Source organism: Pantoea vagans, assembly GCF_001506165.1.
GTDB lineage: Bacteria > Pseudomonadota > Gammaproteobacteria > Enterobacterales > Enterobacteriaceae > Pantoea > Pantoea vagans_C.
The window spans coordinates 2,634,298-2,659,401 of sequence record NZ_CP011427.1 but is presented as its reverse complement, the minus strand read 5'-3'; the positions used below and the strand labels follow the sequence as shown (position 1 = coordinate 2,659,401).

Sequence of the window (25,104 nt, the reverse complement as noted above, 5' to 3'; positions counted from 1 at the left end):
ATGATCATCTCTCCGCGCTTGAGCCTTATGGTGCTGACATTAATGCTGGCGGGCTGTGCCGTGGGGCCTGATTATCAGCCTCCCCATGCGCAGACGCCGGGCAGCTATCGTGACTTGCCTTCACAGGAAGCGTCCAGGCCGCAGTCGGCAGCGACTCAACCACTGTGGTGGAAAAACTTTAACGATCCACAGTTGGATAGCCTGATTGAACGCGCCATTGCCGGCAATTTGACCCTGCAGCAATCGGTACTGCGCATTGCTGGTGCACGCGAACAGCTGGCGCAGGCTCGCGGTGGGCTTTTCCCTTCAGTGAATGGCTCGGCCAAAGTGACGCGCCAGCAACTGGGGTTGAAAGGCCTGTTGAAGTCCAACGGGGTGTACGATCAGGTTGATAGTGATGTGGCTAATCAGCTGAACGGTTTGGACCACTCAATTACCCTTTATCAGGGCAGCTTTGACGCCAGTTGGGAGCTGGATTTATGGGGTAAAGTCCGCCGACAGATGGAAGCGGCAGATGCCCAGCAGCAGGCGGCGATTGAGCAGCGCAACGATGCGCTAGTGTCGCTGGAAGCGGAAGTGGCGCGCGCGTATCTGCAATTGCGCGGTGCACAGGCCGTGCTCGACACCTTGCAGCAGCAGATTGAGGTCGCGCAGCAGACGTGGGAGCTGACACAAAGCCAGCAGCGCAACGGTTTAGCGCCGCTGACCGACGTGGAAAATGCGCGTGCGCAGTTAGCTTCACTGAATGCGCAACTGCCGCAGTATCAGTCACAAGAGCGGCAGGCAATGAACGGCTTAGCAGTGCTGTTGGGTAAAATGCCCGGCACGCTGGATAACGAGTTAATGAACCGCAAAGCGCTGCCTGCATTGCCGAAGATGGTGGCGGTGGGTATTCCATCAACGCTGGCACGGCGCAGACCGGATATTCGCCAGGCGGAAGCCAATCTGCATGCGCAGACAGCCAATATTGGCGTATCGGTGGCCGATCTGTTCCCCAGCCTGTCACTCACTGGTCAACTTGGCGTGCGTAACACCGACGCCAGCTATCTTGATGACTGGAGCAGCCATTTCTACAGCATTGGTCCTTCACTCTCGATCCCTATTTTCCAGGGCGGCCGTTTAGTTTCCAGTGTCAAACTGGCACGTGCACAGCAGGCGAGTGCGGCACTGGATTATCGCCAGACGGTGCTCACTGCGTTGCAGGATGTGGAGAACGCGCTGGTGAGCTATCGTGCCGATCAGCAACAGGTCACGGCGCTGGATGAAACCACCGGGGCGCTGCAGCATGCCTTTGACCTCGCCAGTGATAGTTACAAGCAGGGTATTTCGACCTTCCTGGATGTGCTGGATGCCCAGCGCCAGTTGGCGCAGGCGCAGGCGCAGTCAACCCAAGCCCGGATGCAGAGTGCGCTTGATTTAGTTGCACTGTATAAAGCGTTGGGCGGCGGCTGGGAACCTTATCAGAAGGTCAATCTGCCGGAATATTCGGTGTTCGGTCCTGCCACCACCGTTCCGTAACGACATGGGCGGCGAGTTGCCGCCCGGTTCAATTCGGAACAAAAATTTTCCTTTCATCGATTGTGTAAAATTCAACCCGATCATATCTCCGCTAATTTCCACTCCTGATGGCTATTTTTGTGATACTAATCGCAAGTTGATCGCGTGTTTATGACCTGTCGCGCAAAATTTAAATTTCATAATTATTCCTATTGGATGAAACAATCTATTTTTAAACCTTCTCTTACAGGTTAAGGAGTTGGTTATGTCCCGGGAAACCTATCTCACCCCCAATAAGGCATCAGGGCCGAATAGCAGTACGCGCACTGAACCCTTTGTGAAGGTGATAGCAATGATTGCCACCCTCGGTGGCTTGCTGTTCGGCTATGACACGGGCGTGATTTCCGGCGAACTGCTGTTTATGGGTGACGATCTTCATCTGACACCCTTTACCACCGGGCTGGTGACGAGCAGCCTGCTGTTTGGTGCCGCCTTTGGTGCGCTGGCTTCGGGTCACTTTGCTGCCGCTTCCGGGCGGAGAAAAATTATTCTGGTACTGGCGATCATCTTTGCGATGGGCGCAATCGGTACCGCGTTAGCACCTAACGTTGAATGGATGATTTTCTTCCGCCTGGTATTAGGTGTGGCAGTGGGTGGCGCGTCGGCCACGGTGCCGGTATATATCGCAGAGATGGCGCCCGCGAATAAGCGTGGGCAGTTGGTCACCATGCAGGAGCTGATGATTGTTTCTGGTCAGATGTTGGCGTACATCTCCAATGCCGGATTCAATGCGGTCTGGGGCGGAGACACCACCTGGCGCTGGATGCTGGCGGTGGCAACGGTACCGGCGGTGCTGCTGTGGTTTGGTATGCTGTTTATGCCTGACTCGCCGCGCTGGTATGCGATGAAGGGGCGCCTGGCCTAGGCGCGACAGGTATTGGAGCGTACCCGTGCTAAACAAGATGTGGAGTGGGAGCTGACAGAAATCGAAGAGACGTTAGCCGAAGAACAGCAGGATGCCCGCCCGCGCTTGCGCGAATTACGTAAACCCTGGTTAATGAAATTGTTTTTGATTGGTGTGGGTATTGCCGTGATTCAACAATTAACCGGTGTGAATACCATCATGTATTATGCGCCCACGATGTTAAAGGCGGTGGGCATGAGCGATAACGCGGCATTAATTGCTACCATTGCCAACGGTGTCATTTCGGTATTAATGACATTCGTTGGCATCTGGTTGCTGGGGCGTATTGGTCGCCGCACCATGACCATGTTGGGTCAGTTTGGTTGCACCGCTTGTCTGGTGTTTATTGGCGCCGTCAGTTATTTGATGCCGGAAACGGTACAGGGGCAACCGGACGTGCTGCGCAGTTATATGGTTTTGCTTGGCATGTTGATGTTTTTAAGTTTTCAACAAGGGGCGCTGTCGCCCGTTACCTGGCTGCTGCTGTCTGAAATTTTTCCGACTCGCTTGCGCGGTATATTTATGGGCGGTGCGGTGTTTGCGATGTGGATAGCGAATTTCTTTATCTCGCTGATGTTCCCCATACTGCTGGCTTCGGTCGGTTTATCAGGGGCATTCTTTATTTTTGCGCTGATAGGGATAGGGGGAGCCATTTTTGTCATTCGCTGTGTACCCGAAACGCGCAATCGTTCGCTGGAACAGATCGAACATTATTTGCACGACTGGCTATCAAAGGAAGAATCTCAACCGCATTTGACGCCTGCCGTGAAGAAAACCTTATAACCTGAGACTGCAGGTTTTATCCCCAGGCCGGTGCATGCACCGGCTTTTTATCGTCATGCGATCGGAAAAATGAGATTCTCCTCTCACTGCCACTAATATAATAATCACCTGTGAAAATAGATTTTCGCTTACACCATTAATCTTTTTTTACCTTTATGCTCACTTTCGCTGCTGCCTGCAATAGTGGCTAAATGCTTGTTTATCAGCCGGGAATAAGGACTGGAATCGGTACCTGTTCCAGTGGGTGGCACAAAATGCACGTTGTTAATTCACCGTTAATTAAAGCCGCATGTTGGGTTTAAGACTGGGTTGAGTGAATATGTTAATCTGTTCGGAATTATCCGTTCGCATAAATTAATTTATTTTTTTATTTGAATTGGGTAATCTTGCCACTACAGTTTATTTACCCCCCTAAGCAAGGACATTGTGATGAGTGACGCATTTAAAGTTCTGAACAACATTCGCACATTACGTGCACAAGCACGTGAACTGCCATTGACCGATCTGGAAGAGATTCTGGAAAAATTAACTGTCGTTGTGACCGAGCGTCGTGACGAAGTTCATGCTGAAGAAGCACAGAACCGCGAAAAAGAAGAGAAGCTGTCTAAATACCGCGAAATGCTGCTGGCTGACGGTATTGATCCAAACGAATTACTGGGCGCTCTGGAAACCGGTAAAAAACGCGCTAAGCGTGCACCACGTCCAGCCAAATATTCTTACACCGACGAAAACGGTGAAGAGAAATCATGGACTGGCCAAGGCCGTACTCCAGCTGCGATTAAAAAAGCACTGGACTCAGGTAAAAGCCTGGATAGCTTCCTGATCAAATAATCTGCACATTCCTTGTCAGTGGGAGCCGGAGGCGACATCGCCTCCGGCTTTTTTATTTCTGTATAGGCATCTACGCGTTTTTACCCATAATAATTCGAGTTGTAGCACAAAAGTGCCTTACGGCGCTATTGAACAGCACTTGCGCTGGCCCGCAGGGTGAGCATGCGCAGCCAACGCAGCTGCGGTTTGAAGTATGACGTATATACCCAAAATAATTCGAATTGCAGTACAAAAGTGCCTTACGGCGCTTTTGAACAGCGCTTGCGCTGGCCCGCAGGGTGAGGCCGAAGGCCGAATCACGCGGCAAGTGGGTGAATCCCCAGGAGCTTACATCAGTAAGTGACTGGGGTGAGCACGCGCAGCCAACGCAGCTGCGGTTCGAAGTATGATGGGTATAGCTGCAGGCGCAAAGGTGGCGTCCCTGTGTCCGTTTCTGGCATAATGCCCGCTGTTTTTTCCTCCACTGCGTAACAAAGGTCAATGCCGTGTTAGTTTCCAGCAATATCACTATGCAGTTCGGCAGTAAGCCGCTGTTTGAGAATATCTCCGTTAAATTTGGCGGCGGTAATCGTTACGGTTTAATCGGTGCGAACGGCAGCGGTAAATCGACCTTTATGAAAATACTGGGCGGAGACCTGGTTCCAACCAACGGAAATGTTTCCCTTGATCCCAATGAACGCATCGGTAAGTTGCGTCAGGACCAGTTTGCATTTGAGCAATATAGTGTGCTGGATACCGTGATTATGGGCCACTCGGAATTATGGGCGGTAAAGCAAGAGCGTGACCGTATATATGCTTTGCCAGAAATGAGTGAAGAGGAAGGCTATAAAGTTGCTGACCTGGAAGTCGAGTACGGCGAAATGGACGGTTACAGTGCCGAGTCGCGTGCGGGTGAATTATTACTGGGCGTTGGCATTCCGGTGGAGCAGCATTACGGCCCTATGAGCGAGATTGCGCCAGGCTGGAAATTGCGTGTGCTATTGGCGCAGGCATTATTTGCAAACCCAGATATTCTGTTACTCGATGAACCAACGAACAACCTGGATATTGATACCATTCGCTGGCTGGAGCAGGTACTGAACGAACGTAACAGTACCATGATCATCATTTCGCATGACCGTCACTTCCTGAATATGGTGTGTACGCATATGGCGGACCTGGATTATGGCGAGCTGCGCGTGTATCCGGGTAATTATGACGAATATATGACCGCGGCGACCCAGTCGCGCGAGCGTTTATTAGCAGACAATGCGAAGAAGAAAGCGCAAATTGCCGATCTGCAATCGTTTGTCAGCCGTTTTAGTGCTAACGCCTCTAAATCACGTCAGGCTACCTCACGTGCTAAGCAGATTGATAAAATCAAACTGGATGAAGTAAAAGCCTCCAGCCGCCAGAACCCGTATATCCGTTTTGACCAGGATAAGAAGCTGTTCCGTAATGCGCTGGAAGTAGAAGCGCTGACCAAAGGGTTTGATAACGGCCCACTGTTCAACAAACTCAATCTGATGGTTGAAGTGGGCGAGAAAGTGGCGATTCTTGGTGCCAACGGTATCGGTAAAACCACTTTACTGAAAACGCTGGTGGGTGAATTGACACCGGATAGCGGCACGGTTAAATGGTCTGAGAATGCGTCTATTGGTTATTATGCACAGGATCATGCCGAAGATTTCGCCGATGACCTGAGCGTATTTGACTGGATGAGTCAGTGGAAACAGGAAGGTGATGACGAACAAGCGGTACGCAGTATTTTAGGGCGTCTGCTGTTTGGTCATGATGAAATCAAGAAGCCCGCCAAGGTACTGTCCGGTGGTGAGAAGGGCCGCATGCTGTTTGGCAAGCTGATGATGCAGAAGCCAAACATTCTGATCATGGATGAACCGACCAACCACCTGGATATGGAATCGATTGAATCCCTGAACATGGCGCTGGAGATGTACGAAGGCACGCTGATTTTCGTTTCGCATGACCGTGAGTTTGTCAGCTCGCTGGCCACCCGCGTAATGGAGATGAAAGGCGATCGTGTGGTCGACTTTACCGGCAACTACGAAGATTATCTGCGTAGCCAGGGTATTGTTTAAAAGATTTACAATAGATAGCGGCGTGATCTAGTGCGCGTTTAATGTGGCAAAGCTGCTGACAACGTGCAATAAATTGCGCCGCGATACTATACTTAAACTGTTACTTTCGACCACATACCTCGCATTGCACATCCCGCGCCACCTTCAGGCTGCGAAACTCGGCACTCATCGCATCGTACATCAGCAATCTTGCTTTGGCCGGTTGGCCTAACGCCGTTAACACTTTAATGGCTTCCAGCGCTTGCATTGCACCCACCACGCCGACCAGCGGTGCCAGCACGCCCGCTTCCACACAGCTCAAAGTCTGATCGCCAAACAAACGGCTGATACAGCGATAGCAGGGTTCATCCGGCTGCCAGGTGAATACGCTGAGCTGTCCTTCCATGCGAATGGCCGCACCGGAGATCAGCGGTACCTTGTGCTGGAAGCACCCGCGGTTGATTTGCTCACGCGTCGTGACGTTATCGGTGCAATCCAGCACCGCATCATGGCGGGCTATCAACGCACTAAGCGAGTCATCATCCAGTTGTGCATTGATCGCTTCCAGCTGGCAATGTGGATTAATGGCTGCCAGTTGTTGACGCGCAGATGCCACTTTCGGCTGACCCACGGTGGCATCGCTATGCAGAATCTGGCGCTGTAGGTTGCTCAGACTGACGGTATCGAAATCGAGCAAGGTAAGATGCCCAACGCCCGCCGAGGCAAGATAGGGCGCTGCTGCACAGCCCAGTCCGCCTAAACCGACCATCAGCACACGTGAAGCCTTCAGCTTCTCCTGGCCCTCGAAATCAAAGCCGCGCAGTACAATTTGACGGTTGTAGCGCAGCATTTCTTCATCGCTCAGCGCAATGCTCATTAGCCCTCCAGCAGGGAGTTAAAGGCTTCAACCTCCACCCATTCACCGGCCTCAACATCACCACTGTCGCGTTCCAGCACGATGAAACAGTTTGCCAGGGCGAAGGAGCTGAAGACGTGTGACCCCTGCGCACCGGTGCTACGCACTTCCAGCACGCCATCTTCGCCACGGCTGAGAATACCGCGCTGAAAATCGAGACGGCCTGGCGATTTCTTCAGCCGCTGCGTGGCACGTGCGCGTTGACGCAGTGGCATAATGCGCGTGGTCTGGCCGGTCAGGGTGGCCAACAAAGGTTGCACTAACTGATAGAACGTCACCGCCGCAGAGACCGGATTGCCCGGTAAGCCGCAGAACCAGCTATTCGCCAGACGCCCAAAGGCGAAAGGTTTGCCCGGCTTAATGGCGAGTTTCCAGAAGGTGATGGCACCCAACTCTTCCAGCATCGCTTTGGTAAAATCGGCTTCGCCAACAGACACGCCACCGGTACTGATCACCACATCGGCCTGGCGATCGGCTTCACTGAACGCGTGACGCAATGCGGCGGGGTCATCGGCAATCACGCCGAGATCGATCACTTCGCAACCGAGTTTTTTCAGCATCAGTGATACGGTAAAGCGGTTGGTGTCGTAGATTTGCCCTTCAGCCAGTGGCTGGCCTACGGCCTGGAGTTCATCGCCGGTGGAGAAGATCGCCACGCGCAGCTTGCGCAGCACGCTCACTTCCGCAATGCCCAGCGAAGCCAGCAGTGGCAGTTCGGCTGCACCCAAGCGCACACCCGCATCCAACACCTGTTTGCCTGCCTGGATATCTTCGCCAATGCGGCGGATGTTTTGACCCTGGTTAACGTCTGCGGTGATGACAATGCCGCCATCACGCTGCTCGGTTTGTTCCTGCATCACCACGGCATCGCAGCCCGTAGGCACCGGGGCGCCTGTCATAATGCGAATCACGCTGCCAGCAGGCCACTCGCCATGGAAAGGTGCGCCAGCAAAGGCTTTACCGGCGACCGACAACACGCCGTTTGGCTGCAAGTCACTCAGGCGCACGGCATAGCCGTCCATTGCTGAGTTATCAAAAGGCGGCACATCCAGCGGCGAACTTACTGGCTTGGCGGTGATGCGTCCCGCGGCTTCAAACAGCGAGACGCTCAGGCAATCACTGATCGGGGTAAGCTGTTGCAGCATCTTTTGCTGCGCGTCTTCGAGGGAGATTAATCCTGCGGTGAAAGGTTCCATGTCCATCTCTACAAGGTGAATTTCAGATGCTGCCTATTATGGTGGCATTTGCCCGCAGAGTCACATGCGACAAAAAAGCATAATCCACATTAAAAGGTTATGACCGCTGATACACTTTCTGCTTTACAAGCTGGAAGTGCCTTTCTATAGTCGAAAATTGCCAAAAAAAGATGAAAACCATTCTAAATCAGTATTTTTGCTTCTGATTTCTTGACAGGGTACCGGTTATGGCTAAAGCAGTTATCGCAATTCACGGCGGGGCAGGTGCGATTACACGTGCCGCAATGAGCGCCGAAAAAGAGCAGCAGTATCGTCAGCAGTTAAACGCAATCGTTACCGCGGGTCAGCATATTCTCGCTGCGGGTGGCAGCGCGCTGGATGCCGTCACCGAAGCGGTGCGTTTGCTGGAAGAGTGCCCGCTGTTCAACGCAGGCAAAGGTGCGGTATTTACCCATCAGGGCACGCATGAACTCGATGCCAGCATTATGGATGGCCGTACCCTCGACGTCGGTGCCGTGGCGGGCGTGAACCACATTCGAAACCCGATACTGGCGGCGCGTAAGGTGCTGGAAAACAGCCCACACGTGCTGTTTATTGGCACGGGTGCAGAAGCCTTCGCCGTTGAACAAGGGCTGGAACAGGTTGAGCCTGATTTCTACTCTACCCCCGAGCGCTGGGAACAGTTACAGCGTGCGCTGAGCAGCCAGCAGACGGTGCTCGATCACGATGGTGAGGCGCAAAGCCACAGCGATGATCCTCTCGATCCCGATCGCAAATTCGGTACGGTGGGCGCAGTGGCCCTCGATCTTCAGGGTAATCTGGCGGCTGCCACCTCGACTGGGGGCATGACCAATAAGCAGGCGGGGCGGGTGGGTGACTCACCGCTGGTGGGCGCAGGCTGCTACGCTAATAATGAAACCGTTGCGGTCTCCTGCACCGGCACGGGCGAAGTGTTTATCCGCACCCTGGCAGCGTATGACGTCTCCGCGCAGATGGAATATGCGGGACGTTCATTGCAGCAAGCCACCGCCAACGTGATTCACGACAAAATTCAGGAACTGGACGGCAGCGGCGGACTGATCGCCGTTGACAGCCACGGTAATGTGGCGTTGCCGTTTAACAGCGAAGGAATGTATCGCGGATTCGCTTATGTCGGCGGCGAAGTTGAGGTAGCGATTTACCGCGACAGCTAAGGAGCAGGCATGACAGAACATCAGCAGCAGATGGCACCTGAGCAAGTTCTGGCGGTGCGTGACCTCAACGTCCGTTTTCAGCATGAAGGCCGCATCACCGAAGCGGTGCGTAATCTGTCGCTTGATCTGCACCGTGGTGAAACCCTGGCGCTGGTCGGTGAATCCGGTTCTGGTAAATCGGTCACCTCGCTGGCACTGATGCGCCTGATTCAGCAGGCGGGCGGCGACGTCAGCGGTGAAATCCATCTGCGCCGTCGCAACGGTGAGGTGCTGGACGTGATGCGCGCTAGCAGCGGCCAAATGCGCAAAGTGCGCGGTGCCGACATGGCGATGATTTTCCAGGAGCCGATGACCTCACTCAACCCGGTTTTCACCGTGGGTGAGCAGATTGCGGAGTCGATTCGTCTGCATCAGGGTAAAAGTCATCAGCAGGCGCAGGCTGAAGCGCACCGCATGCTGGATCTGGTGCGCATTCCCGAAGCCCACAACGTGTTGTCGCGTTATCCGCATCAGCTTTCGGGCGGTATGCGGCAACGCGTGATGATCGCGATGGCGCTGTCGTGCAAACCTGCACTGCTCATCGCCGATGAACCCACCACCGCGCTGGATGTCACCATTCAGGCGCAAATTCTGCAATTGATCCGCGTGCTGCAAAAAGAGATGCAGATGGGGGTGATTTTTATCACTCACGATATGGGCGTGGTGGCAGAAATGGCCGACCGCGTGCAGGTGATGTATCGCGGTGACGTGGTTGAACGTGCGCCAGTACAGCAGTTGTTCGATGCGCCTCAGCAGCCCTACACGCGAGCGCTGTTGGCGGCAGTACCAAAACTCGGCGCCATGAGCGGTCAGCCGCTGCCCGCCAAATTCCCGCTGTTGCACACCAACGGTCGTGAAGAGCCTGCGACACCGCAAGATACGGTGCGCGGCGATGAGCCACCGATTTTGCAGGTGCGAGATTTAGTCACGCGCTTTGATATTCGTAGCGGTTTGTTTAACCGCGTGAAACGCCGCGTGCATGCCGTCGAGAAGGTGAGTTTTGATCTGTATGCCGGAGAGACACTGGCGCTGGTGGGCGAGTCTGGCTGCGGGAAATCCACCACCGGCCGCTCGCTGCTGCGTCTGGTCGCCAGTCAGGGCGGCACGATCACCTTCAATGGTCAGCGTATTGATGCACTTCAGGGCCACGCGCTGGCCTCGCTGCGTCGCGATATTCAATTCATCTTCCAGGACCCTTACGCTTCACTCGATCCGCGTCTTACCGTCGGGTTTTCCATCATGGAACCGCTGCTGGTGCATAACACCATGGATCGACGTCAGGCAGAGAAACGCGTTGCCTGGCTGCTCGAACGTGTCGGGTTGTTGCCTGAACATGCCCAGCGCTATCCACACGAATTTTCCGGTGGCCAGCGCCAGCGTATCTGTATTGCCCGTGCTCTAGCGCTGAATCCGAAAGTGGTAATAGCCGATGAGTCAGTCTCGGCACTGGATGTCTCAATCCAGGCGCAAATTATCAATTTGATGCTCGATTTGCAGCGCGAATTTGGCATTGCCTTCCTGTTTATTTCACACGATATGGCGGTGGTCGAACGCATCAGCCATCGTGTGGCAGTGATGTATCTCGGACAGATTGTGGAGATGGGGCCGCGTCAGGCGGTGTTTGAGCAACCGCGCCATCCCTACACCAAGAAACTGATGGCTGCGGTGCCGGTCGCCGATCCAGCGCACCGACACCGTGAGCGGGCACTGATGGTGGATGAGATCCCCAGCCCAATTCGCCCACTGGGTGACGAGCCAGAAGTGGCGCCTTTACTGGAAGTGGCACCGGGACACTTTGTGGCCCGACACGCCATTAGCGGCGCCTGAGCAGCAAGCAACCGCGTCATCGGTCGATGTCGCGCAAGACAGGGACTACAGGAGAACGATAACAATGCACCACATTATGCGAAAAGGGGTTATCACCGCCGGTTTGTTGAGTTCAGCGCTGGCGATGCCCGCGTGGGCAGCAAAGGACGCGGTGATTGCTGTGGCGTCGACCTTTACCACGATGGACCCGTACGACGCGAACGACACGCTGTCGCAGTCTGTCGCGAAAGCCTTCTATCAAGGCTTGTTCGGCTTCGATAAAGACATGAAGCTGCAAAACGTCCTGGCGGAGAGCTATCAAGCCAGCAGCGATGGACTGACCTACACCATCAAACTGCGTTCAGGGGTGAAATTCCAGGACGGTACGGATTTCAATGCGGAAGCGGTTAAAGCCAACATCGACCGCGCCAGCAATCCGGACAATCATCTCAAGCGTTACAACCTGTTTAAGTATGTCGCCAGCACCGAAGCGGTCGATCCGACCACGGTGAAGATCACGCTGAAGCAGCCGTTCTCGGCCTTCATTAACAACCTGGCGCACCCGGCAGCAGTGATGATTTCCCCGACCGCGTTGAAGAAATATGGCAAAGACATCGGTTTCCACCCGGTGGGTACCGGCCCCTATGAGTTCGTGACCTGGAATCAGACCGACTTCGTGAAAGTGAAGAAGTGGGATGGTTACTGGAAGAAGGGCTATCCGAAGCTGGACAGCATCACCTTCCGTCCTGTCGTGGATAACAACACCCGTGCCGCGATGTTGCAAACGGGCGAAGCGACTTTCGCTTTCCCGGTGCCCTTTGAGCAGGCCAAGTTGCTGCAAGGTAACAGCAAACTCGATGTGGTGACCACGCCGTCGATTATGCAGCGCTATATCAGCCTCAACGTGACGCAGAAGCCTTTCGATAACCCGAAAGTGCGTGAAGCGCTGGAGTACGCGATTAATCGTGAAGCGCTGGTGAAAGTGGCGTTTGCGGGCTATGCCACCCCAGCCACCGGCATTGTGCCGCCAGCCATTGATTTTGCGCAGACGTACCCGGCGATCAAATACGATCCGGCAAAAGCGCGCGAGCTGCTGAAGGAAGCGGGCTTCCCGAACGGCTTTGAAACCACGCTCTGGTCTTCACATAACCACAGCACCGCGCAGAAAGTGTTGCAGTTTACGCAGCAGCAACTGGCGCAGGTTGGCGTGAAAGTGAAGGTCACGGCGATGGATGCGGGACAGCGCGCGGCGGAAGTCGAGAGCAAAGGGCAGAAAGAGAGCAGTGTGCGCATGTTCTACACCGGCTGGTCTGCATCAACCGGCGAAGCTGACTGGGCGCTGACCCCACTGTTTGCCACCACCTCCTGGCCGCCAGCCATCTTTAACACGGCGTTCTACAGCAATCCGCAGGTGGATAAAGACCTCAGCGATGCACTGAAAACCACTGATCGTGCGCAAAAGGCGAGCCTGTATAAAGACGCACAGGATCGCATCTGGAATGACCATCCGTGGATCCCGCTGGTGGTGGAGCAGCTGCTCTCTGCTAACAATAAAAACCTTACCGGTTTTTACGTTATGCCCGATACCTCATTCAATTTTGATGAGGCGGATCTGAAGTAACAGACGCGGCCAGCCTTGCGGGGCTGGCCGATGCTGCGCAGGACTTCGCATGCTCAACTATTTTCTCAAACGATTACTGGGGCTTATCCCCACGCTGCTGATTGTCGCGGTGCTGGTCTTTCTGTTTGTCCACCTGCTGCCGGGCGATCCGGCGCGCCTGATTGCGGGCCCGGAAGCGGATGCTTCGGTGGTGGCACTGGTGCGTCAGGAACTGGGGCTCGATCAGCCGCTGATCCAGCAGTTCTGGCACTTTATTCTCAATGCGGTGCAGGGGGATTTCGGCCAGTCGATGGTATCGAAACGCCCGGTCTCTTCAGAGATTGCCGCACGCTTTTTCCCTACGCTGTGGCTGACGCTCACCAGTATGGTGTGGGCGGTGATTTTTGGCATGACCATTGGCATTGTCTCGGCGGTGTGGCGCAATCGCTGGCCCGATCGCCTTGGCATGACGCTGGCCGTTTCCGGTATCTCCTTCCCGGCCTTTGCACTTGGCATGCTGCTGATGCAGGTGTTCTCAGTTGAACTCGGCTGGTTGCCGACCGTGGGCGCAGATAGCTGGAAACACTACATTCTGCCCTCTATTACCTTAGGTGCCGCGGTGGCTGCGGTGATGGCACGCTTTACGCGCGCCTCCTTTGTTGAGGTGATGCAGGAAGACTATATGCGCACCGCCCGCGCGAAAGGGGTGCGTGAATCTTTGGTGGTGGTCAAACACGGTCTGCGCAACGCGATGATCCCGGTTGTGACCATGATGGGGTTGCAGTTTGGTTTCCTGCTCGGTGGCTCGATTGTGGTGGAAGTGGTGTTCAACTGGCCTGGTTTGGGCCGGTTGCTGGTCGATTCCGTAGAGATGCGCGATTACCCGGTGATTCAGGCCGAGGTACTGCTGTTCTCACTGGAATTTATTCTGATCAATCTGATTGTCGATATGTTGTACGCGGCAATCAACCCGGCCATTCGTTACAGGTAAGGAGTCGCAATTGAAGAACTGGCGACGCGCAGCGGCATTGAAGACCATGCCGATGATGACGGAAACCCGGGTACGTACGCCGTGGCGCGAATTTTGGCGTCGCTTTCGTCAGCAACATGTGGCGATGATCGCGGGCTTATTTGTGCTGCTGTTAATTGTGGTGGCGTTTATTGCGCCATGGATCGCCCCTTTTGATGCAGAAAACTATTTTGATTACGACCGGCTCAATGAAGGCCCGTCGCTGATGCACTGGTTTGGCGTGGATTCGTTAGGGCGCGACATTTTTAGTCGTGTGCTGGTCGGGACGCGTATTTCATTGATTGCCGGTTTCTTCTCGGTGGCGATTGGGGCATTGATAGGGACGGTGTTGGGCCTGCTGGCGGGCTACTACGAAGGCTGGTGGGACCGCGTAACCATGCGCATCTGTGATGTGCTGTTCGCTTTTCCTGGCATCTTGCTGGCGATTGCGGTGGTAGCCATTATGGGCAGCGGCATGAGTAACGTGATTGTGGCGGTGGCGATATTCAGTATCCCGGCGTTTGCGCGTCTGGTGCGAGGCAATACCTTGGTGCTGAAACATCAAACCTTTATTGAATCAGCTCGCAGCATTGGCGCATCAGACTGGACCATTATTATGCGTCACATCTTGCCCGGTACGGTGTCCTCCATTGTGGTCTATTTCACCATGCGCATTGGCACATCCATTATCACCGCGGCGAGCCTGTCGTTTCTTGGGCTCGGTGCGCAGCCACCGACACCGGAGTGGGGGGCCATGCTCAACGAGGCGCGAGCAGATATGGTGATAGCGCCGCATGTGGCGATATTCCCGAGTCTGGCGATTTTTCTGACCGTGTTGGCGTTTAATTTGCTGGGGGATGGATTGCGCGATGCGCTGGACCCGAAACTGAAGACGTAAATTTTGGGCGGGTGCGGCGTGTTTTAGGAGGCCGGAAGGCCTCCCCGACGATGAAAGCGCACACAGGCTTGCTATAGAACTAATCCGTGGCACGCCACTGCGTTAGATACTGGGCTTAAAACGTTTCCCAATTCTCGTTACTGTTACCGCTCACGGCGGGCACTGCACGGGCTGGCGCGATGGCAGCAGGCTTCACGATTTTTGTTGCCACGGCGAGCACGGGACGAGATCCGGTTTTAAAGCGTGCCACGGCGGATGACAGGCTGCTGGCCTGCTGCTCCAGCGATGCGGACGCGTTAGCAGATTCCTGTACCAGCGTGGCGTTTTGCTGCGTAACGCGATCCATCTCATTCACCGCCTGACCAATCTGATCGATCCCACGACTCTGCTCATCAGACGCCGAGGCGATTTCGCCCATAATATCCGTCACACGCGTCACCGCACTGACGATCTCCAGCATGGTATCGCCCGCGCTGCTCACCTGCTGTGAACCTAAATCGACACGCTGTACCGAATTCTCAATCAGCAGCTTAATCTCTTTCGCCGCTTGGGCGCTGCGTTGTGCCAGGTTACGCACTTCCCCGGCGACCACGGCAAAGCCGCGACCTTGTTCGCCCGCGCGTGCCGCTTCGACTGCCGCATTCAGCGCCAGAATATTGGTCTGGAAGGCAATGCCATCGATCACGCTGGTGATATCGGCAATTTTTTTGGAGCTGTCGGCGATCGCATGCATGGTCTTCACCACGCCATCCACCACATTGCCGCCTTTATCCGCTGTTTCTGAAGCGGTTTTAGCCAGCTGTGAAGCCTGGCGTGCGTTATCGGCGTTCTGCTTCACGGTTGCGGTTAACTCTTCCATACTGGCCGCCGTCTCTTCCAGCGAGGCGGCTTGTTGCTCGGTGCGTGAAGAGAGATCGTTATTGCCGTTGGCGATGTCACTGGCGCTACCAAAAATAGCGTCAGCGCTATCTCGCACGTTATTGATGGTGCTCAACAATGCCTGCTGCATATGGTTGAGGCTCGTGGCAATCGATGCCATCTCACTGCGCCCTTCAATTTTCAGGCTAGCGGAGAGATCGCCATCGGCAAAGCGTTCGATTTGTTGTTGCACCTGTTTCATTGGAGCCAGCAAAATTTTGCGCACCAGCAACCAAACGACAATCAGCAACAGCACCACAATCACCGCCATCACGCCCACCATCACTAGCATATGTTGGTAAGTGCTGTCGTTGTCTGCGTTACGTGCGTTAAGCAACTCGACGTTCTGCTCACGCCACTGTTTGTAGGCTGCTTCCAGTTCGTCTTGGGCCTGCTGGGCATCCAGTTCACCGTAAGCGGCGTAGTTGTTGGCTTTGAGGAACACGGAGGATTGTTTCAACAGCGCATAATAAGCGGTGAATTTGCTGTCAATGAGCTGGGCAGACGCCTCGCTTTGCCCTGTAACACGCGGAAAGCTTTTGTACAGGTCGAAGTGTTTCCTGGCTTCATCAAGGGATGCGCCCGCCGAAGCTAAAAGCTTGTCGATGGCGGCACGCGACGCATCATCAGTTTGATTTTTCAGAATACGAATGGCGACGCGGTTAATGATCACACGGGTTTTCACCAGCGTTTGCCAGCCATCGGCCACTTCACGCTGCTGATAAGAGAGTTGATTGCTGGTGGTGAAGTTATGCTGGCCGGCGATCAGCGAGGATAAAAACAGCGAGCCAGATATCGCCTGCATCGCAGTGAATACCACCAATATCATCATGATGGCGGTCACAATTTTCATTTTCGTAAACATGGGGTCTCTCTGCACAAAGTAGGCTAATAGTTAGGTTATCGGTGTGAAAGCCGAACGCTTAAGTGCTGAGACGAAATAATTACGCTGTGTGATGATGGCGGATGGGAGAAAAGTAGTGAAACCCTTTGATTATGAGCAAGACTTTAACAATATCGACTTTCGACAACAGCCAGAGCGCTATCAGGTGGGGCGGGGTGAGCAGGGCGTGTTGATGGTTGAACCTTATAAGAGTGAAATCCTGCCTTTCTGGCGCTTTCGTACGGTTGAGCTGGCGCAGGAGTCCTCGGTACAAATCATGCAACTGTTTGAAGATTATCGCGCCCAGGACGATTTTATTGGCATGGACATGGCACGCAAGTTCATTCAGATGGGTTACACGCGCGCACGCCGTTACAGCAATCATAAAGGCGGGCGAAAATATGATGCGGAGGGGAAAGAGCTGCCGCGCACCACGGAAAAAGAAAAGGCCGCTGCGGCGGCCATTTTCAAATCATGCTGGGATCGGATTCGAGCTGACACGGATTATCTGGCGCGCAAACGTGCGCACCAGCAGCAGTACGGTTAAACGCGCGTACCCCACAAATCGTACTCGTCAGCGTGTTCCACTTTCACACGGACCACGTCACCCACTTTGACCTGACGATCGCCATTCAGGTAAACGGCGCCGTCAATCTCAGGGGCATCGGCCATGCTGCGGCCAACCGCACCTTCTTCATCGACTTCATCGATGATCACCAGCACTTCGCGGCCGATTTTCTCCTGCAAACGCTCGCTGGAGATTTTCTGCTGCAGTTGCATAAAGCGGTCGAAACGTTCTTGCTTCACCTCTTCTGGCACTTGATCCGGCAACTGGTTGGCGGTTGCGCCTTCAACCGGGCTGTACTGGAAGCAGCCGACGCGATCCAGACGCGCTTCCTTCAGGAAGTCGAGCAGCATCTGGAAATCTTCCTCGGTTTCGCCCGGGAAGCCGACGATAAAGGTCGAACGCAGCGTCAACTCTGGGCAAATTTCACGCCAGCGTTTGATACGCTCCAGAGTGCGTTCCACTGCGCCAGGACGCTTCATCAGCTTCAGGATGCGCGGGCTGGCGTGCTGTAACGGGATATCGAGGTAAGGCAAAATTTTACCTTCGGCCATCAACGGGATCACGTCATCCACATGCGGATATGGGTACACGTAGTGCAGACGCACCCAGACGCCAAGCTTAGCCAGTTGCTCACACAGGCTGACCATGCTGGTTTTGACCGGCGACCCATTCCAGAAACCGGTGCGGTGCTTCACGTCCACGCCGTAGGCTGAGGTATCTTGTGAAATTACCAGCAGCTCTTTAACGCCCGCTTCCACCAGACGTTTCGCTTCATCCAGCACGGAACCAATCGGGCGGCTGTCGAGATCGCCACGCATTGATGGGATGATGCAGAAGGTGCAGCGATGGTTGCAGCCTTCAGAAATTTTCAGGTAAGCGTAATGGCGCGGGGTCAGCTTAACACCTTGCTCCGGCACCAGGCTGAGGAACGGGTTGTGCTCAGGTTTTGGCACATAGGTGTGAACGTGGGACAACACCTGCTCGTAGCTGTGCGGACCGGTGATCTCCAGCACCTTAGGGTGTACTTCGCGGATCTGATCCACTTTGGCACCCAGGCAGCCGGTGACAATCACTTTGCCGTTTTCGTTCAGCGCTTCGCCAATCGCTTCCAGTGATTCCTGTACGGCGCTATCAATAAATCCGCAGGTGTTAACGATGACGATCTCCGCATCATCGTAGCGTGGCACCACATCGTAGCCCTCGGTACGCAGTTCCGTCAGGATGCGTTCAGAGTCGACGAGGTTTTTTGGACAACCGAGTGAGACGAAGCCCACGCGCGGCGGATTTTTGACATGGCTCATAAGGATAAAAATTCATCATAATTAGTGTGGATAGGGGGGCGATTGTACAGAGGTTACTGGAGAAAATGTATAGTTAAGCAAAGAATCTCCTTATCAGTTACACGTGTTATTCCCGCTATGCTTAACTTACCCGCTCAGCTCATAAACTTAGGTTGTGGCCGGGAGAGAGTGGGCGGTGATCCGAGTTGTGCAATTCAGCCTGTTTTGCTTAAATGTTGGGTCGGTGACGGTAAGTTATTCTTGTCACTGAAGAATGTTAACTCGCGCTGACGGCCGTATTTAATGGCCTAAGCAGAAGTGGATAATGTGAGAGCAGACATATGCAAGAGATCGTCAAAGGTTTTCTGAATTTTCAACAGAATGTGTTCCCTGAAAGGAAGGATCTTTTCAAAAGTCTGGCTTCAAACCAGAATCCCAAAGCGCTGTTTATCTCGTGCTCAGACAGCCGTCTGGTGCCCGAATTAGTCACGCAATCTGAGCCCGGTCAACTGTTTGTGATCCGTAACGCCGGGAATATCGTGCCGCCGTTTGGTCCTGAACCGGGCGGTGTCTCTGCCACCATTGAGTATGCGGTGGTGGCACTGGGCGTGACTGAAATCATCATTTGCGGCCACTCGAATTGCGGTGCCATGAACGCGATTGCAGCTAACGCCGACCTGGAAAGCATGCCTGCGGTCGATCACTGGCTACATTACGCCAATGCGGCAAAAGCTGTGGTGGAAGAGCGCAAGTATGAATCAGTAGAAACCCGTCTCAACGAGATGGTGAAAGAAAACGTTATTGCTCAGCTGAACAATATCAAAACACACCCTTCCGTGGCGGTAGCGCTGCGTAAAGGCAAAATTCGCCTGCATGGGTGGGTTTATGATATTGAGAGCGGCGGTATTATCGCCCTGACCAAAGGCGGTGAATCGTTTATCTCACTTTCAGAAAATCCAGAGACCTGCTTCGAATAATCCCGTTAACCACCTGCTCTGCGGGTGGTTTTCTTCACAACCTGCGAATTTATCCCGCTAAAGCGCAGCGTGCACTCTACACTTGAGAAGCGTTCACCTCTTATAAGGGCTTTCTCATGCGATTTCGTCTTTATATTCCTGCTTTAACGCTGGCAATGCTGGCCGTGGGCTGTACCTCTCATGTTGCCGATAAACAGCAATTCTCTGGGTTCCTTGGCGATTACAGCCAGTTAAAACCGGCGCAGTCGCCCAGTGGAAAGCCGACGCTACGCTGGATCTCCCCGGATTACCACAGCGCGGATTACACCAACGTGGTGTTTGAACCGGTGGTCTATTATCCCGCCGCGCGCCCTACCGAACGAATCAGTCAGCAAACCCTCGATCAGATTCGCCAGTACACTGACGCTCAACTAAAAAAAGCGGTGTCAGAACGTAAACCTGTGGTGGGCAAGCCAGGTGCGCACACCCTGCGTGTGAAAAGTGCAATCACGGCGGTGAGTGCCGAAAACGAAGGGGTGCAGTTCTATGAAGTGGTACCAATTGCTGCTGTGGTGGCCAGCACCATGGCGGCCACAGGGCACAGAACTCAAAACAGTGCGCTGTTCCTGGAAGTGGAAGCGGTGGATGCCCAAACTGGGAAACCGATGATCAAGGTGGTGCGCAAGGCGTTTGGTAAGTCACTGCCTAATAACAGCACCCCAATTACCCTCAATGACTTACGTCCCGGCATCGACGAGATGGTGCGCGATGTTGTGGCTTTCTCGGCTCCTTAATCCTGCTGCCCGACGTCGCGTCGGGCTTAATGTTTTGTAAATACTGCACATCCTTTCTTACGGGCTGACTACCCTTGATCACAAACCGTGATAAAGGAGCACCCCATGCGTTTACTGCCCGTCGCGCTACTGCTTGGCGTATTCAGTTACCCCTCATTCACTCATGCTGCAGAGGTCCAGGTTCAGGTGTTGCAGGATAAGCTCGACCACCCTTGGTCTGTGGCGTTTCTGCCTGACAATCAAACCTTGCTGATTACTGAACGTTCCGGGCAGCTGCGCAGTTGGCAACCGGGCACCGGGTTATCGCAGCCCATCAGCGGGGTGCCGAAAGTCTGGGCCAATCGTCAGGGTGGATTACTGGATGTGGTGCTGGCGCCCGATTTCGCCCAAAGCCGTCGCGTGTGGCTCAGTTACACCACGGCAAATGCTGAAGGGCGTGCCGGCGGCGTGGTGGGGTACGGGCGGCTCAGCGACGATAACCGTCAGCTAAACGACTTCAAAGAGGTACTGGAGCAAACACCTAAACTCTCCAGTGGTGCCAATATCGGCACGCGCCTGGCGTTTGATCATCAGGGATACCTCTATATTGCTTTTGGTGACAACTTTGCCAGTAGCAGTGCCCAACAGCTGGATAAGCTGTCTGGAAAAATCGTGCGTCTGACACAGAATGGCGAGATCCCGTCAGATAACCCCTTTGTGCATCGCAAAGACGCCCGCCCAGAGATTTGGTCCTATGGCATGCGCAATCCACAGGGCTTAGCGTTCAATCCGTGGACGCAGCAAATGTGGGAGAGTGAGCACGGCCCGCGTGGCGGCGATGAGGTGAACCTGCCAGAGAAAGGCAAAAATTACGGCTGGCCATTGGCCACCTACGGTATCGATTACAGCGGTCAGAAGGTGCCAGAAGCCCAGGGAACCCATGTCGCCGGGACTGAACAACCGCTGTTTTGGTGGAAAGTCTCTCCGGCCATCAGCGGCATGGCGTTTTACAACAGCGCACGTTTCCCACAGTGGAAGAATTCGCTGTTCATTGGTGCTTTGAAAGAGAAAAGCTTAATTCGCCTGCGGGTGAATGGTGAGAAAGTGGTTGAGGAGCAGCGCTTGTTGCAGGATCGTGGTGAACGCATCCGCGATGTGCGCCAGGGGCCAGACGGTTTTCTCTATGTGCTAACAGATGAGGCTAACGGAAAACTGTTAAAAGTGGGGCTGGCAGACGCGGCCAACCCCCCTCGCGGTTAACTTAACGCACCCAGTTGCGCACTTCCCAGCCGCGCTGCTGCGCTTCCTGCTGCAACTGCGCATTGGGGTTAATCACCCAGGCATGATCGGCGTGGGCCAGCAGTGGTAAATCATTCATTGAGTCGCTGTAAGCCCAGGTTCGCTCATAACGTTGATCATGCTGCAAGGCTTTCCAGTCACTCAGGCGTGTGACCTTGCCTTCACGGTAGGTCGCTGTGCCATAAATCTGGCCGCTGTAGCGTTGGTCCACGACCTCTACACCGATGGCCAGTGCCCCGTGTACACCCAGACGCTGCGCAATCGGAACGGCCAGATGGTCGCCACTGGCAGTGATGATCATCACGGTATCGCCGCGTTTCTGGTGCCAGTCGATGCGTTCGCGTGCGGCAGGGAAAACGCGAGGTAAAATGTCGCGATGGATAAAACGACGCACCCAGCCCTCAACGGTCAGGGTCGCCATACCGGCGAGAGGGGCAAGAGTGGTGCTCATATATTCTTCAATTGACAGGGTGCCGGCGTGATATTTTTCCATCAGAGCCTGCTCTTGCGAAATGACTGCTTCGGGTGCGAACCCCTGTGAAACCAGCCAGCGCAGCCAGAGGCTGGTACTGTCTTCACAAATCAGGGTTTCGTCCAGATCGAAAACGGCTAAGTCCATCGTGGTTCTCCTCGGGCTGACTGGTATCAGGGTAGCGGAATTTTGTGACTGGCTTAACCGTTCTGCGAAAAATCGGAATTTCTCGCATTTTTTCATCTTGTGCAATAGATCAAAAGTGGCAGCACTGCGGCGTTGGTGCCAGGGTTACTCTAATAAACTCTAAAAAACTTTACGATTGGACGGTTTTGTTCGCAGGGGGTTAGCGTGTAGCTTTGATTAAGACATGTCTTACCCGCACCAAAACCATGATTTAACAAGGACAATCTGGTCACGCTCATGAGAAAAAACTCCGTCACTTCTGCCTTGCGGCCGCTGGCTGCCACTTCATTATTAGTGCTTTTCCTTCCAGTCACCACTCAGGCTGAACAGGCACCTGCTGCTCCACAGATTGAAGCCAAAGCCTGGATTTTAATGGACTATAACAGCGGGAAAGTGCTGGCAGAGTCCAATGCTGATCAACGCCTCGATCCCGCCAGCCTGACCAAAATGATGACCAGTTATGTGGTTGGACAGGCACTGAAAGCGGGCAAGATACATAACGATGACCTGGTGACCATTGGTCAGGATGCCTGGGCAACCGGCAATCCAAAACTGCGCGGCTCATCGCTGATGTTCCTTAAACCGGGTGACCGCATTCCGGTTTCGGAACTGAATAAAGGTGTAGTGATTCAGTCAGGTAATGATGCCTGTATTGCGCTGGCGGATTATGTTGCAGGCAGCCAGGACTCGTTTATCGGTCTGATGAACAACTACGTTAAAGCCTTCGGACTGCAAAACACCCATTTCATGACCGTGCACGGTCTTGATGCGGAAGGGCAGTACAGCACCGCGCGTGACATGGCCATCATTGGTCAGCGTCTGATCAGTGACGTGCCGGAAGAGTATGCGCTAAACAGCGAAAAAGAGTTCACCTTTAACCATATCAAGCAAATGAACCGCAACCGCCTGCTGTGGAGCAGTAACCTGAAGGTCGATGGTATCAAAACCGGGCACACTTCTGGCGCAGGTAACAATCTGGTGGCCTCTGCGGTGGATGGCGATATGCGTCTGATTTCAGTGGTGCTGGGCACGCAAACCGATGCGATTCGTTTTCGTGAGAGCGAGAAACTGCTGACGTGGGGCTTCCGTTTCTATGAAACGGTGACGCCAATCAAAGCCGATAAGCCGTTTGCTCAACAACGTGTCTGGTTTGGCGACCACAGTCAGGTCAATCTGGGAGTCGCTAAGGATGCGGCAATCACTGTGCCGAAAGGCCAAATGAAAAACCTCAAGGCGAGCTTTACCCTGAATTCGCCGCAACTGGAGGCACCGCTGCAGAAGAATCAGGTGGTGGGCACCATTGATTTCCAACTGGATGGAAAAACGATTGATCAACGTCCGTTGGTGGTGATGGAGGATGTACCAGAGGGTGGCTTTATTGGCCGCATTTGGGACTTCATCATGATGAAATTCAACGGCTGGTTTGGTAAGTGGTTCAATTGATAAATAGGCGGCGCATTTGCGCCGCCTTCTGCATTATCCGCGAACCCAGCCTTTCTTAATCGGCATTGAAAAGAGTGCGCGATACACCTGATGCGTAAAGGCCAGCATGCGTTCACCGTATAGCTGCCACGCCATGTGCGACGCCAGACAAGCCAACAGACCTACCAGGAATCCACCCAGCATATCCATCGGCCAGTGAACGCCCAGATAGACGCGCGACCAGGCAATCGCACTGCCCACCGCCAACAAAATCACGCCCGACCACAGGCGATGCCAGAAGATAAACGCCAGCGCAAAGGTGAAGATAGTGGTGCCGTGGTCACTGGGGTAAGAGTCATCGGCCGCATGAGCCAGGAACTGATGGCCAAAGCCGATAGCGAAGGGGCGCGGATGCGGCAGCAGTTGCCCCACACACCAGGAAATACTCAGTGCGTAGATCAGCGCCATACCGGTTTTCAGCACCAGAGCACGCTGTGACTGAACCTGATCGCGCGGTCCCCACAGCCAGAGCGCAACAATCAGTAATGGCACAATCGCAATCACATCTTTCGCGATAAAAGTAGCCAGATGAATCAGCCACTGCGGCGAATCCGCAGTGGCGTTAATCCATAAAAAGATCGTGTGGTTAAGTGCTTCCATCACGTTTCATCATCCTCGTTCTGTTTACCCAAAAAGAAACACCAGCAAAAATCAGCACCTGGCTCAGCCATACCCACCAGCCTGCCCACAGGTTGTGTGAGAAAAAGTGGGCACCGCGCATCACCTGGCCATAGCCCATCAACAGGCCAATTGCGCCACCCGCGCACAGCGCCAACAGCGCGCGGCGGGGACGTTCAGGCCACCACAGGAAGAACAGCGCCATCACGGCAAAACCACTGGAGGCATGTCCGCCAGGGAAACATTGCCCCGGCCCGCTATTGGCGGGCACGGCATCCAGCAGCGCGAAGGTGGCAGCCTTACCGCCGAACATCGCCAGATCCCACGGGCATGAATGTGCGCTGTGCGCCTTCAGAATACCGACCACCAGCGGCCCCAAGCCAAACAGCAGGGCCACCAGCACGCGACGCCCATCGCGCTTCTGTAGTCCGCGTAACAGCAGCAGTACCGCCCCGACAATGATCACATCTTTAAACAAACGATGATTAATCAGGTCCAGCCAGCGGTTGTGCTGCCACGGAAACGTCTGTGTCAGGGGATCAAACCACATCCTGCTGATGGCGATATCCAGGCTTTCGTGGCGTGACCACCACAAGAACACCAGTGCAAAAATTGCCAGCAAAATAAAGTTGATAGCGTAAAAGCGCCCAGACAAACAATAAATAGTCTGGCTCTTAATCTTATCGCGGGTTGTTGGAGTGTTTAACTTTGATGAAAGTTGCATGAAGGTTTGAAAATAGCGAAATCAGAGTGGCAGGGTCGCAATTTACGCTTAGGAGAACCTTAAGCGGCAGGAACAGCAGACATAAAAAAACCCGCAAGTCAGTGACCGGCGGGCTCCTCAATTTGGGGATTTCAAAGAAAAGCAGTGGCACTTATT

The 25,104-nt window shown here is 54.1% G+C and carries 20 protein-coding genes and 1 pseudogene; 14 read left to right on the top strand and 7 right to left on the bottom strand.

Features of this window, described 5'->3' with window-relative positions:
* The 4 genes and pseudogenes from LK04_RS12410 to LK04_RS12395 all read left to right on the top strand — a co-directional run bounded on the left by LK04_RS12410 (nucleotide 1) and on the right by LK04_RS12395 (nucleotide 6,153).
* A complete protein-coding gene (locus LK04_RS12410) occupies nucleotides 1–1,518 on the top strand; it encodes an efflux transporter outer membrane subunit (protein WP_039336414.1) in 1,518 nt (505 codons plus the stop codon).
* Between the two features lie 244 nt (nucleotides 1,519–1,762).
* Nucleotides 1,763–3,244: pseudogene (locus LK04_RS12405) on the top strand (sugar porter family MFS transporter).
* A 429-nt stretch (nucleotides 3,245–3,673) separates the two neighbouring features.
* The gene (locus LK04_RS12400; protein ID WP_034820857.1) at nucleotides 3,674–4,075 is read left to right on the top strand and encodes an H-NS family nucleoid-associated regulatory protein; all 402 of its coding nucleotides are present in this window, start codon (nucleotides 3,674–3,676) and stop codon (nucleotides 4,073–4,075) included.
* Between the two features lie 485 nt (nucleotides 4,076–4,560).
* Nucleotides 4,561–6,153 carry an ABC-F family ATPase gene (locus LK04_RS12395; RefSeq protein ID WP_039336411.1) on the top strand — a complete coding sequence of 531 codons (1,593 nt, stop codon included), beginning with the start codon at nucleotides 4,561–4,563 and terminating at the stop codon, nucleotides 6,151–6,153.
* A gap of 100 nt (nucleotides 6,154–6,253) precedes the next feature.
* Here the strand turns inward: LK04_RS12395 and moeB are convergent, their stop codons facing one another.
* Both moeB and moeA read right to left on the bottom strand, forming a co-directional pair.
* Nucleotides 6,254–7,009: a molybdopterin-synthase adenylyltransferase MoeB gene (gene moeB, locus LK04_RS12390; RefSeq protein WP_039336409.1), complete on the bottom strand. Its 756-nt coding sequence runs from the start codon at nucleotides 7,007–7,009 to the stop codon at nucleotides 6,254–6,256.
* Entirely contained in the window at nucleotides 7,009–8,244 is a 1,236-nt protein-coding gene (gene moeA / locus LK04_RS12385; RefSeq protein WP_269431030.1) for a molybdopterin molybdotransferase MoeA, read from the bottom strand. The genes moeB and moeA overlap by 1 nt, the downstream gene beginning before the upstream one ends.
* A 227-nt stretch (nucleotides 8,245–8,471) precedes the next feature.
* Here moeA and LK04_RS12380 point away from each other — a divergent pair, with 227 nt between their 5' ends.
* From LK04_RS12380 to gsiD, 5 genes are all read left to right on the top strand, one after another.
* Complete coding sequence (locus LK04_RS12380) at nucleotides 8,472–9,437, top strand: isoaspartyl peptidase/L-asparaginase family protein (protein ID WP_039336405.1); 966 nt, start codon at nucleotides 8,472–8,474, stop codon at nucleotides 9,435–9,437.
* Nucleotides 9,438–9,446: 9 nt separating this feature from the next.
* Nucleotides 9,447–11,303, top strand: coding sequence for a glutathione ABC transporter ATP-binding protein GsiA (gsiA, locus tag LK04_RS12375; RefSeq protein ID WP_039336403.1), 1,857 nt, complete (start codon nucleotides 9,447–9,449; stop codon nucleotides 11,301–11,303).
* Between the two features lie 64 nt (nucleotides 11,304–11,367).
* Nucleotides 11,368–12,903: a glutathione ABC transporter substrate-binding protein GsiB gene (gene gsiB / locus LK04_RS12370; RefSeq protein WP_039336401.1), complete on the top strand. Its 1,536-nt coding sequence runs from the start codon at nucleotides 11,368–11,370 to the stop codon at nucleotides 12,901–12,903.
* Nucleotides 12,904–12,952: 49 nt separating this feature from the next.
* Nucleotides 12,953–13,873 (top strand): glutathione ABC transporter permease GsiC, encoded by a 921-nt coding sequence (gsiC, locus tag LK04_RS12365; RefSeq protein WP_039336398.1) that lies wholly within the window; start codon nucleotides 12,953–12,955, stop codon nucleotides 13,871–13,873.
* A gap of 10 nt (nucleotides 13,874–13,883) precedes the next feature.
* Complete coding sequence (gene gsiD, locus LK04_RS12360) at nucleotides 13,884–14,789, top strand: glutathione ABC transporter permease GsiD (protein ID WP_039336396.1); 906 nt, start codon at nucleotides 13,884–13,886, stop codon at nucleotides 14,787–14,789.
* Between the two features lie 115 nt (nucleotides 14,790–14,904).
* On the opposite strand, the gene LK04_RS12355 is transcribed toward gsiD, so the two are convergent.
* The gene (locus LK04_RS12355; protein WP_039336394.1) at nucleotides 14,905–16,572 is read right to left on the bottom strand and encodes a methyl-accepting chemotaxis protein; all 1,668 of its coding nucleotides are present in this window, start codon (nucleotides 16,570–16,572) and stop codon (nucleotides 14,905–14,907) included.
* Nucleotides 16,573–16,687: 115 nt separating this feature from the next.
* Between LK04_RS12355 and LK04_RS12350 the strand changes: the two genes are divergently transcribed.
* Nucleotides 16,688–17,137, top strand: coding sequence for a DUF4385 domain-containing protein (locus LK04_RS12350; RefSeq protein ID WP_039336390.1), 450 nt, complete (start codon nucleotides 16,688–16,690; stop codon nucleotides 17,135–17,137).
* Here LK04_RS12350 and rimO read toward each other — a convergent pair.
* Nucleotides 17,134–18,459, bottom strand: a complete 1,326-nt coding sequence (rimO, locus tag LK04_RS12345) for a 30S ribosomal protein S12 methylthiotransferase RimO (RefSeq protein ID WP_039336388.1) — start codon at nucleotides 18,457–18,459, stop codon at nucleotides 17,134–17,136. The two genes, LK04_RS12350 and rimO, sit on opposite strands and share 4 nt — an antisense overlap.
* 320 nt (nucleotides 18,460–18,779) lie before the next feature.
* On the opposite strand from rimO, the gene LK04_RS12340 reads away from it, so the two are divergent.
* The 3 genes from LK04_RS12340 to LK04_RS12330 all read left to right on the top strand — a co-directional run bounded on the left by LK04_RS12340 (nucleotide 18,780) and on the right by LK04_RS12330 (nucleotide 21,427).
* Nucleotides 18,780–19,415, top strand: coding sequence for a carbonic anhydrase (locus LK04_RS12340; RefSeq protein WP_039336387.1), 636 nt, complete (start codon nucleotides 18,780–18,782; stop codon nucleotides 19,413–19,415).
* Between the two features lie 116 nt (nucleotides 19,416–19,531).
* A complete protein-coding gene (locus tag LK04_RS12335; protein ID WP_039336385.1) occupies nucleotides 19,532–20,188 on the top strand; it encodes a DUF3313 domain-containing protein in 657 nt (218 codons plus the stop codon).
* 105 nt (nucleotides 20,189–20,293) lie between these two features.
* Nucleotides 20,294–21,427 carry a PQQ-dependent sugar dehydrogenase gene (locus tag LK04_RS12330; protein WP_039336383.1) on the top strand — a complete coding sequence of 378 codons (1,134 nt, stop codon included), beginning with the start codon at nucleotides 20,294–20,296 and terminating at the stop codon, nucleotides 21,425–21,427.
* 1 nt (nucleotide 21,428) lies between these two features.
* Here LK04_RS12330 and LK04_RS12325 read toward each other — a convergent pair whose 3' ends face one another.
* Entirely contained in the window at nucleotides 21,429–22,085 is a 657-nt protein-coding gene (locus LK04_RS12325) for an HAD family hydrolase (protein WP_039336381.1), read from the bottom strand.
* A gap of 276 nt (nucleotides 22,086–22,361) precedes the next feature.
* Here LK04_RS12325 and LK04_RS12320 point away from each other — a divergent pair, with 276 nt between their 5' ends.
* Complete coding sequence (locus LK04_RS12320) at nucleotides 22,362–23,567, top strand: serine hydrolase (RefSeq protein WP_039336379.1); 1,206 nt, start codon at nucleotides 22,362–22,364, stop codon at nucleotides 23,565–23,567.
* Nucleotides 23,568–23,600: 33 nt separating this feature from the next.
* On the opposite strand, the gene ybjG is transcribed toward LK04_RS12320, so the two are convergent.
* On the bottom strand, nucleotides 23,601–24,206 hold the full coding sequence (ybjG, locus tag LK04_RS12315) for an undecaprenyl-diphosphate phosphatase (RefSeq protein WP_039336376.1): 606 nt from the start codon (nucleotides 24,204–24,206) through the stop codon (nucleotides 23,601–23,603).
* Nucleotides 24,193–24,948, bottom strand: coding sequence for a phosphatase PAP2 family protein (locus LK04_RS12310; protein ID WP_071885746.1), 756 nt, complete (start codon nucleotides 24,946–24,948; stop codon nucleotides 24,193–24,195). The genes ybjG and LK04_RS12310 overlap by 14 nt, the downstream gene beginning before the upstream one ends.
* Between the last annotated feature and the right edge of the window lie 156 nt (nucleotides 24,949–25,104).

Bases quoted from the DNA above. Each gene is read 5' to 3' on its own strand.
- LK04_RS12410 (WP_039336414.1), top strand. From the start codon at position 1: ATGATCATCTCTCCGCGCTTGAGCCTTATGGTGCTGACATTAATGCTG.
- LK04_RS12400 (WP_034820857.1), top strand. From the start codon at position 3,674: ATGAGTGACGCATTTAAAGTTCTGAACAACATTCGCACATTACGTGCA.
- moeB (WP_039336409.1), bottom strand. From the start codon at position 7,009: ATGAGCATTGCGCTGAGCGATGAAGAAATGCTGCGCTACAACCGTCAA.
- moeA (WP_269431030.1), bottom strand. From the start codon at position 8,244: ATGGAACCTTTCACCGCAGGATTAATCTCCCTCGAAGACGCGCAGCAA.
- LK04_RS12380 (WP_039336405.1), top strand. From the start codon at position 8,472: ATGGCTAAAGCAGTTATCGCAATTCACGGCGGGGCAGGTGCGATTACA.
- gsiA (WP_039336403.1), top strand. From the start codon at position 9,447: ATGACAGAACATCAGCAGCAGATGGCACCTGAGCAAGTTCTGGCGGTG.
- gsiB (WP_039336401.1), top strand. From the start codon at position 11,368: ATGCACCACATTATGCGAAAAGGGGTTATCACCGCCGGTTTGTTGAGT.
- gsiC (WP_039336398.1), top strand. From the start codon at position 12,953: ATGCTCAACTATTTTCTCAAACGATTACTGGGGCTTATCCCCACGCTG.
- LK04_RS12355 (WP_039336394.1), bottom strand. From the start codon at position 16,572: ATGTTTACGAAAATGAAAATTGTGACCGCCATCATGATGATATTGGTG.
- rimO (WP_039336388.1), bottom strand. From the start codon at position 18,459: ATGAGCCATGTCAAAAATCCGCCGCGCGTGGGCTTCGTCTCACTCGGT.
- LK04_RS12340 (WP_039336387.1), top strand. From the start codon at position 18,780: ATGCAAGAGATCGTCAAAGGTTTTCTGAATTTTCAACAGAATGTGTTC.
- LK04_RS12335 (WP_039336385.1), top strand. From the start codon at position 19,532: ATGCGATTTCGTCTTTATATTCCTGCTTTAACGCTGGCAATGCTGGCC.
- LK04_RS12330 (WP_039336383.1), top strand. From the start codon at position 20,294: ATGCGTTTACTGCCCGTCGCGCTACTGCTTGGCGTATTCAGTTACCCC.
- LK04_RS12325 (WP_039336381.1), bottom strand. From the start codon at position 22,085: ATGGACTTAGCCGTTTTCGATCTGGACGAAACCCTGATTTGTGAAGAC.
- LK04_RS12320 (WP_039336379.1), top strand. From the start codon at position 22,362: ATGAGAAAAAACTCCGTCACTTCTGCCTTGCGGCCGCTGGCTGCCACT.
- ybjG (WP_039336376.1), bottom strand. From the start codon at position 24,206: ATGGAAGCACTTAACCACACGATCTTTTTATGGATTAACGCCACTGCG.
- LK04_RS12310 (WP_071885746.1), bottom strand. From the start codon at position 24,948: ATGCAACTTTCATCAAAGTTAAACACTCCAACAACCCGCGATAAGATT.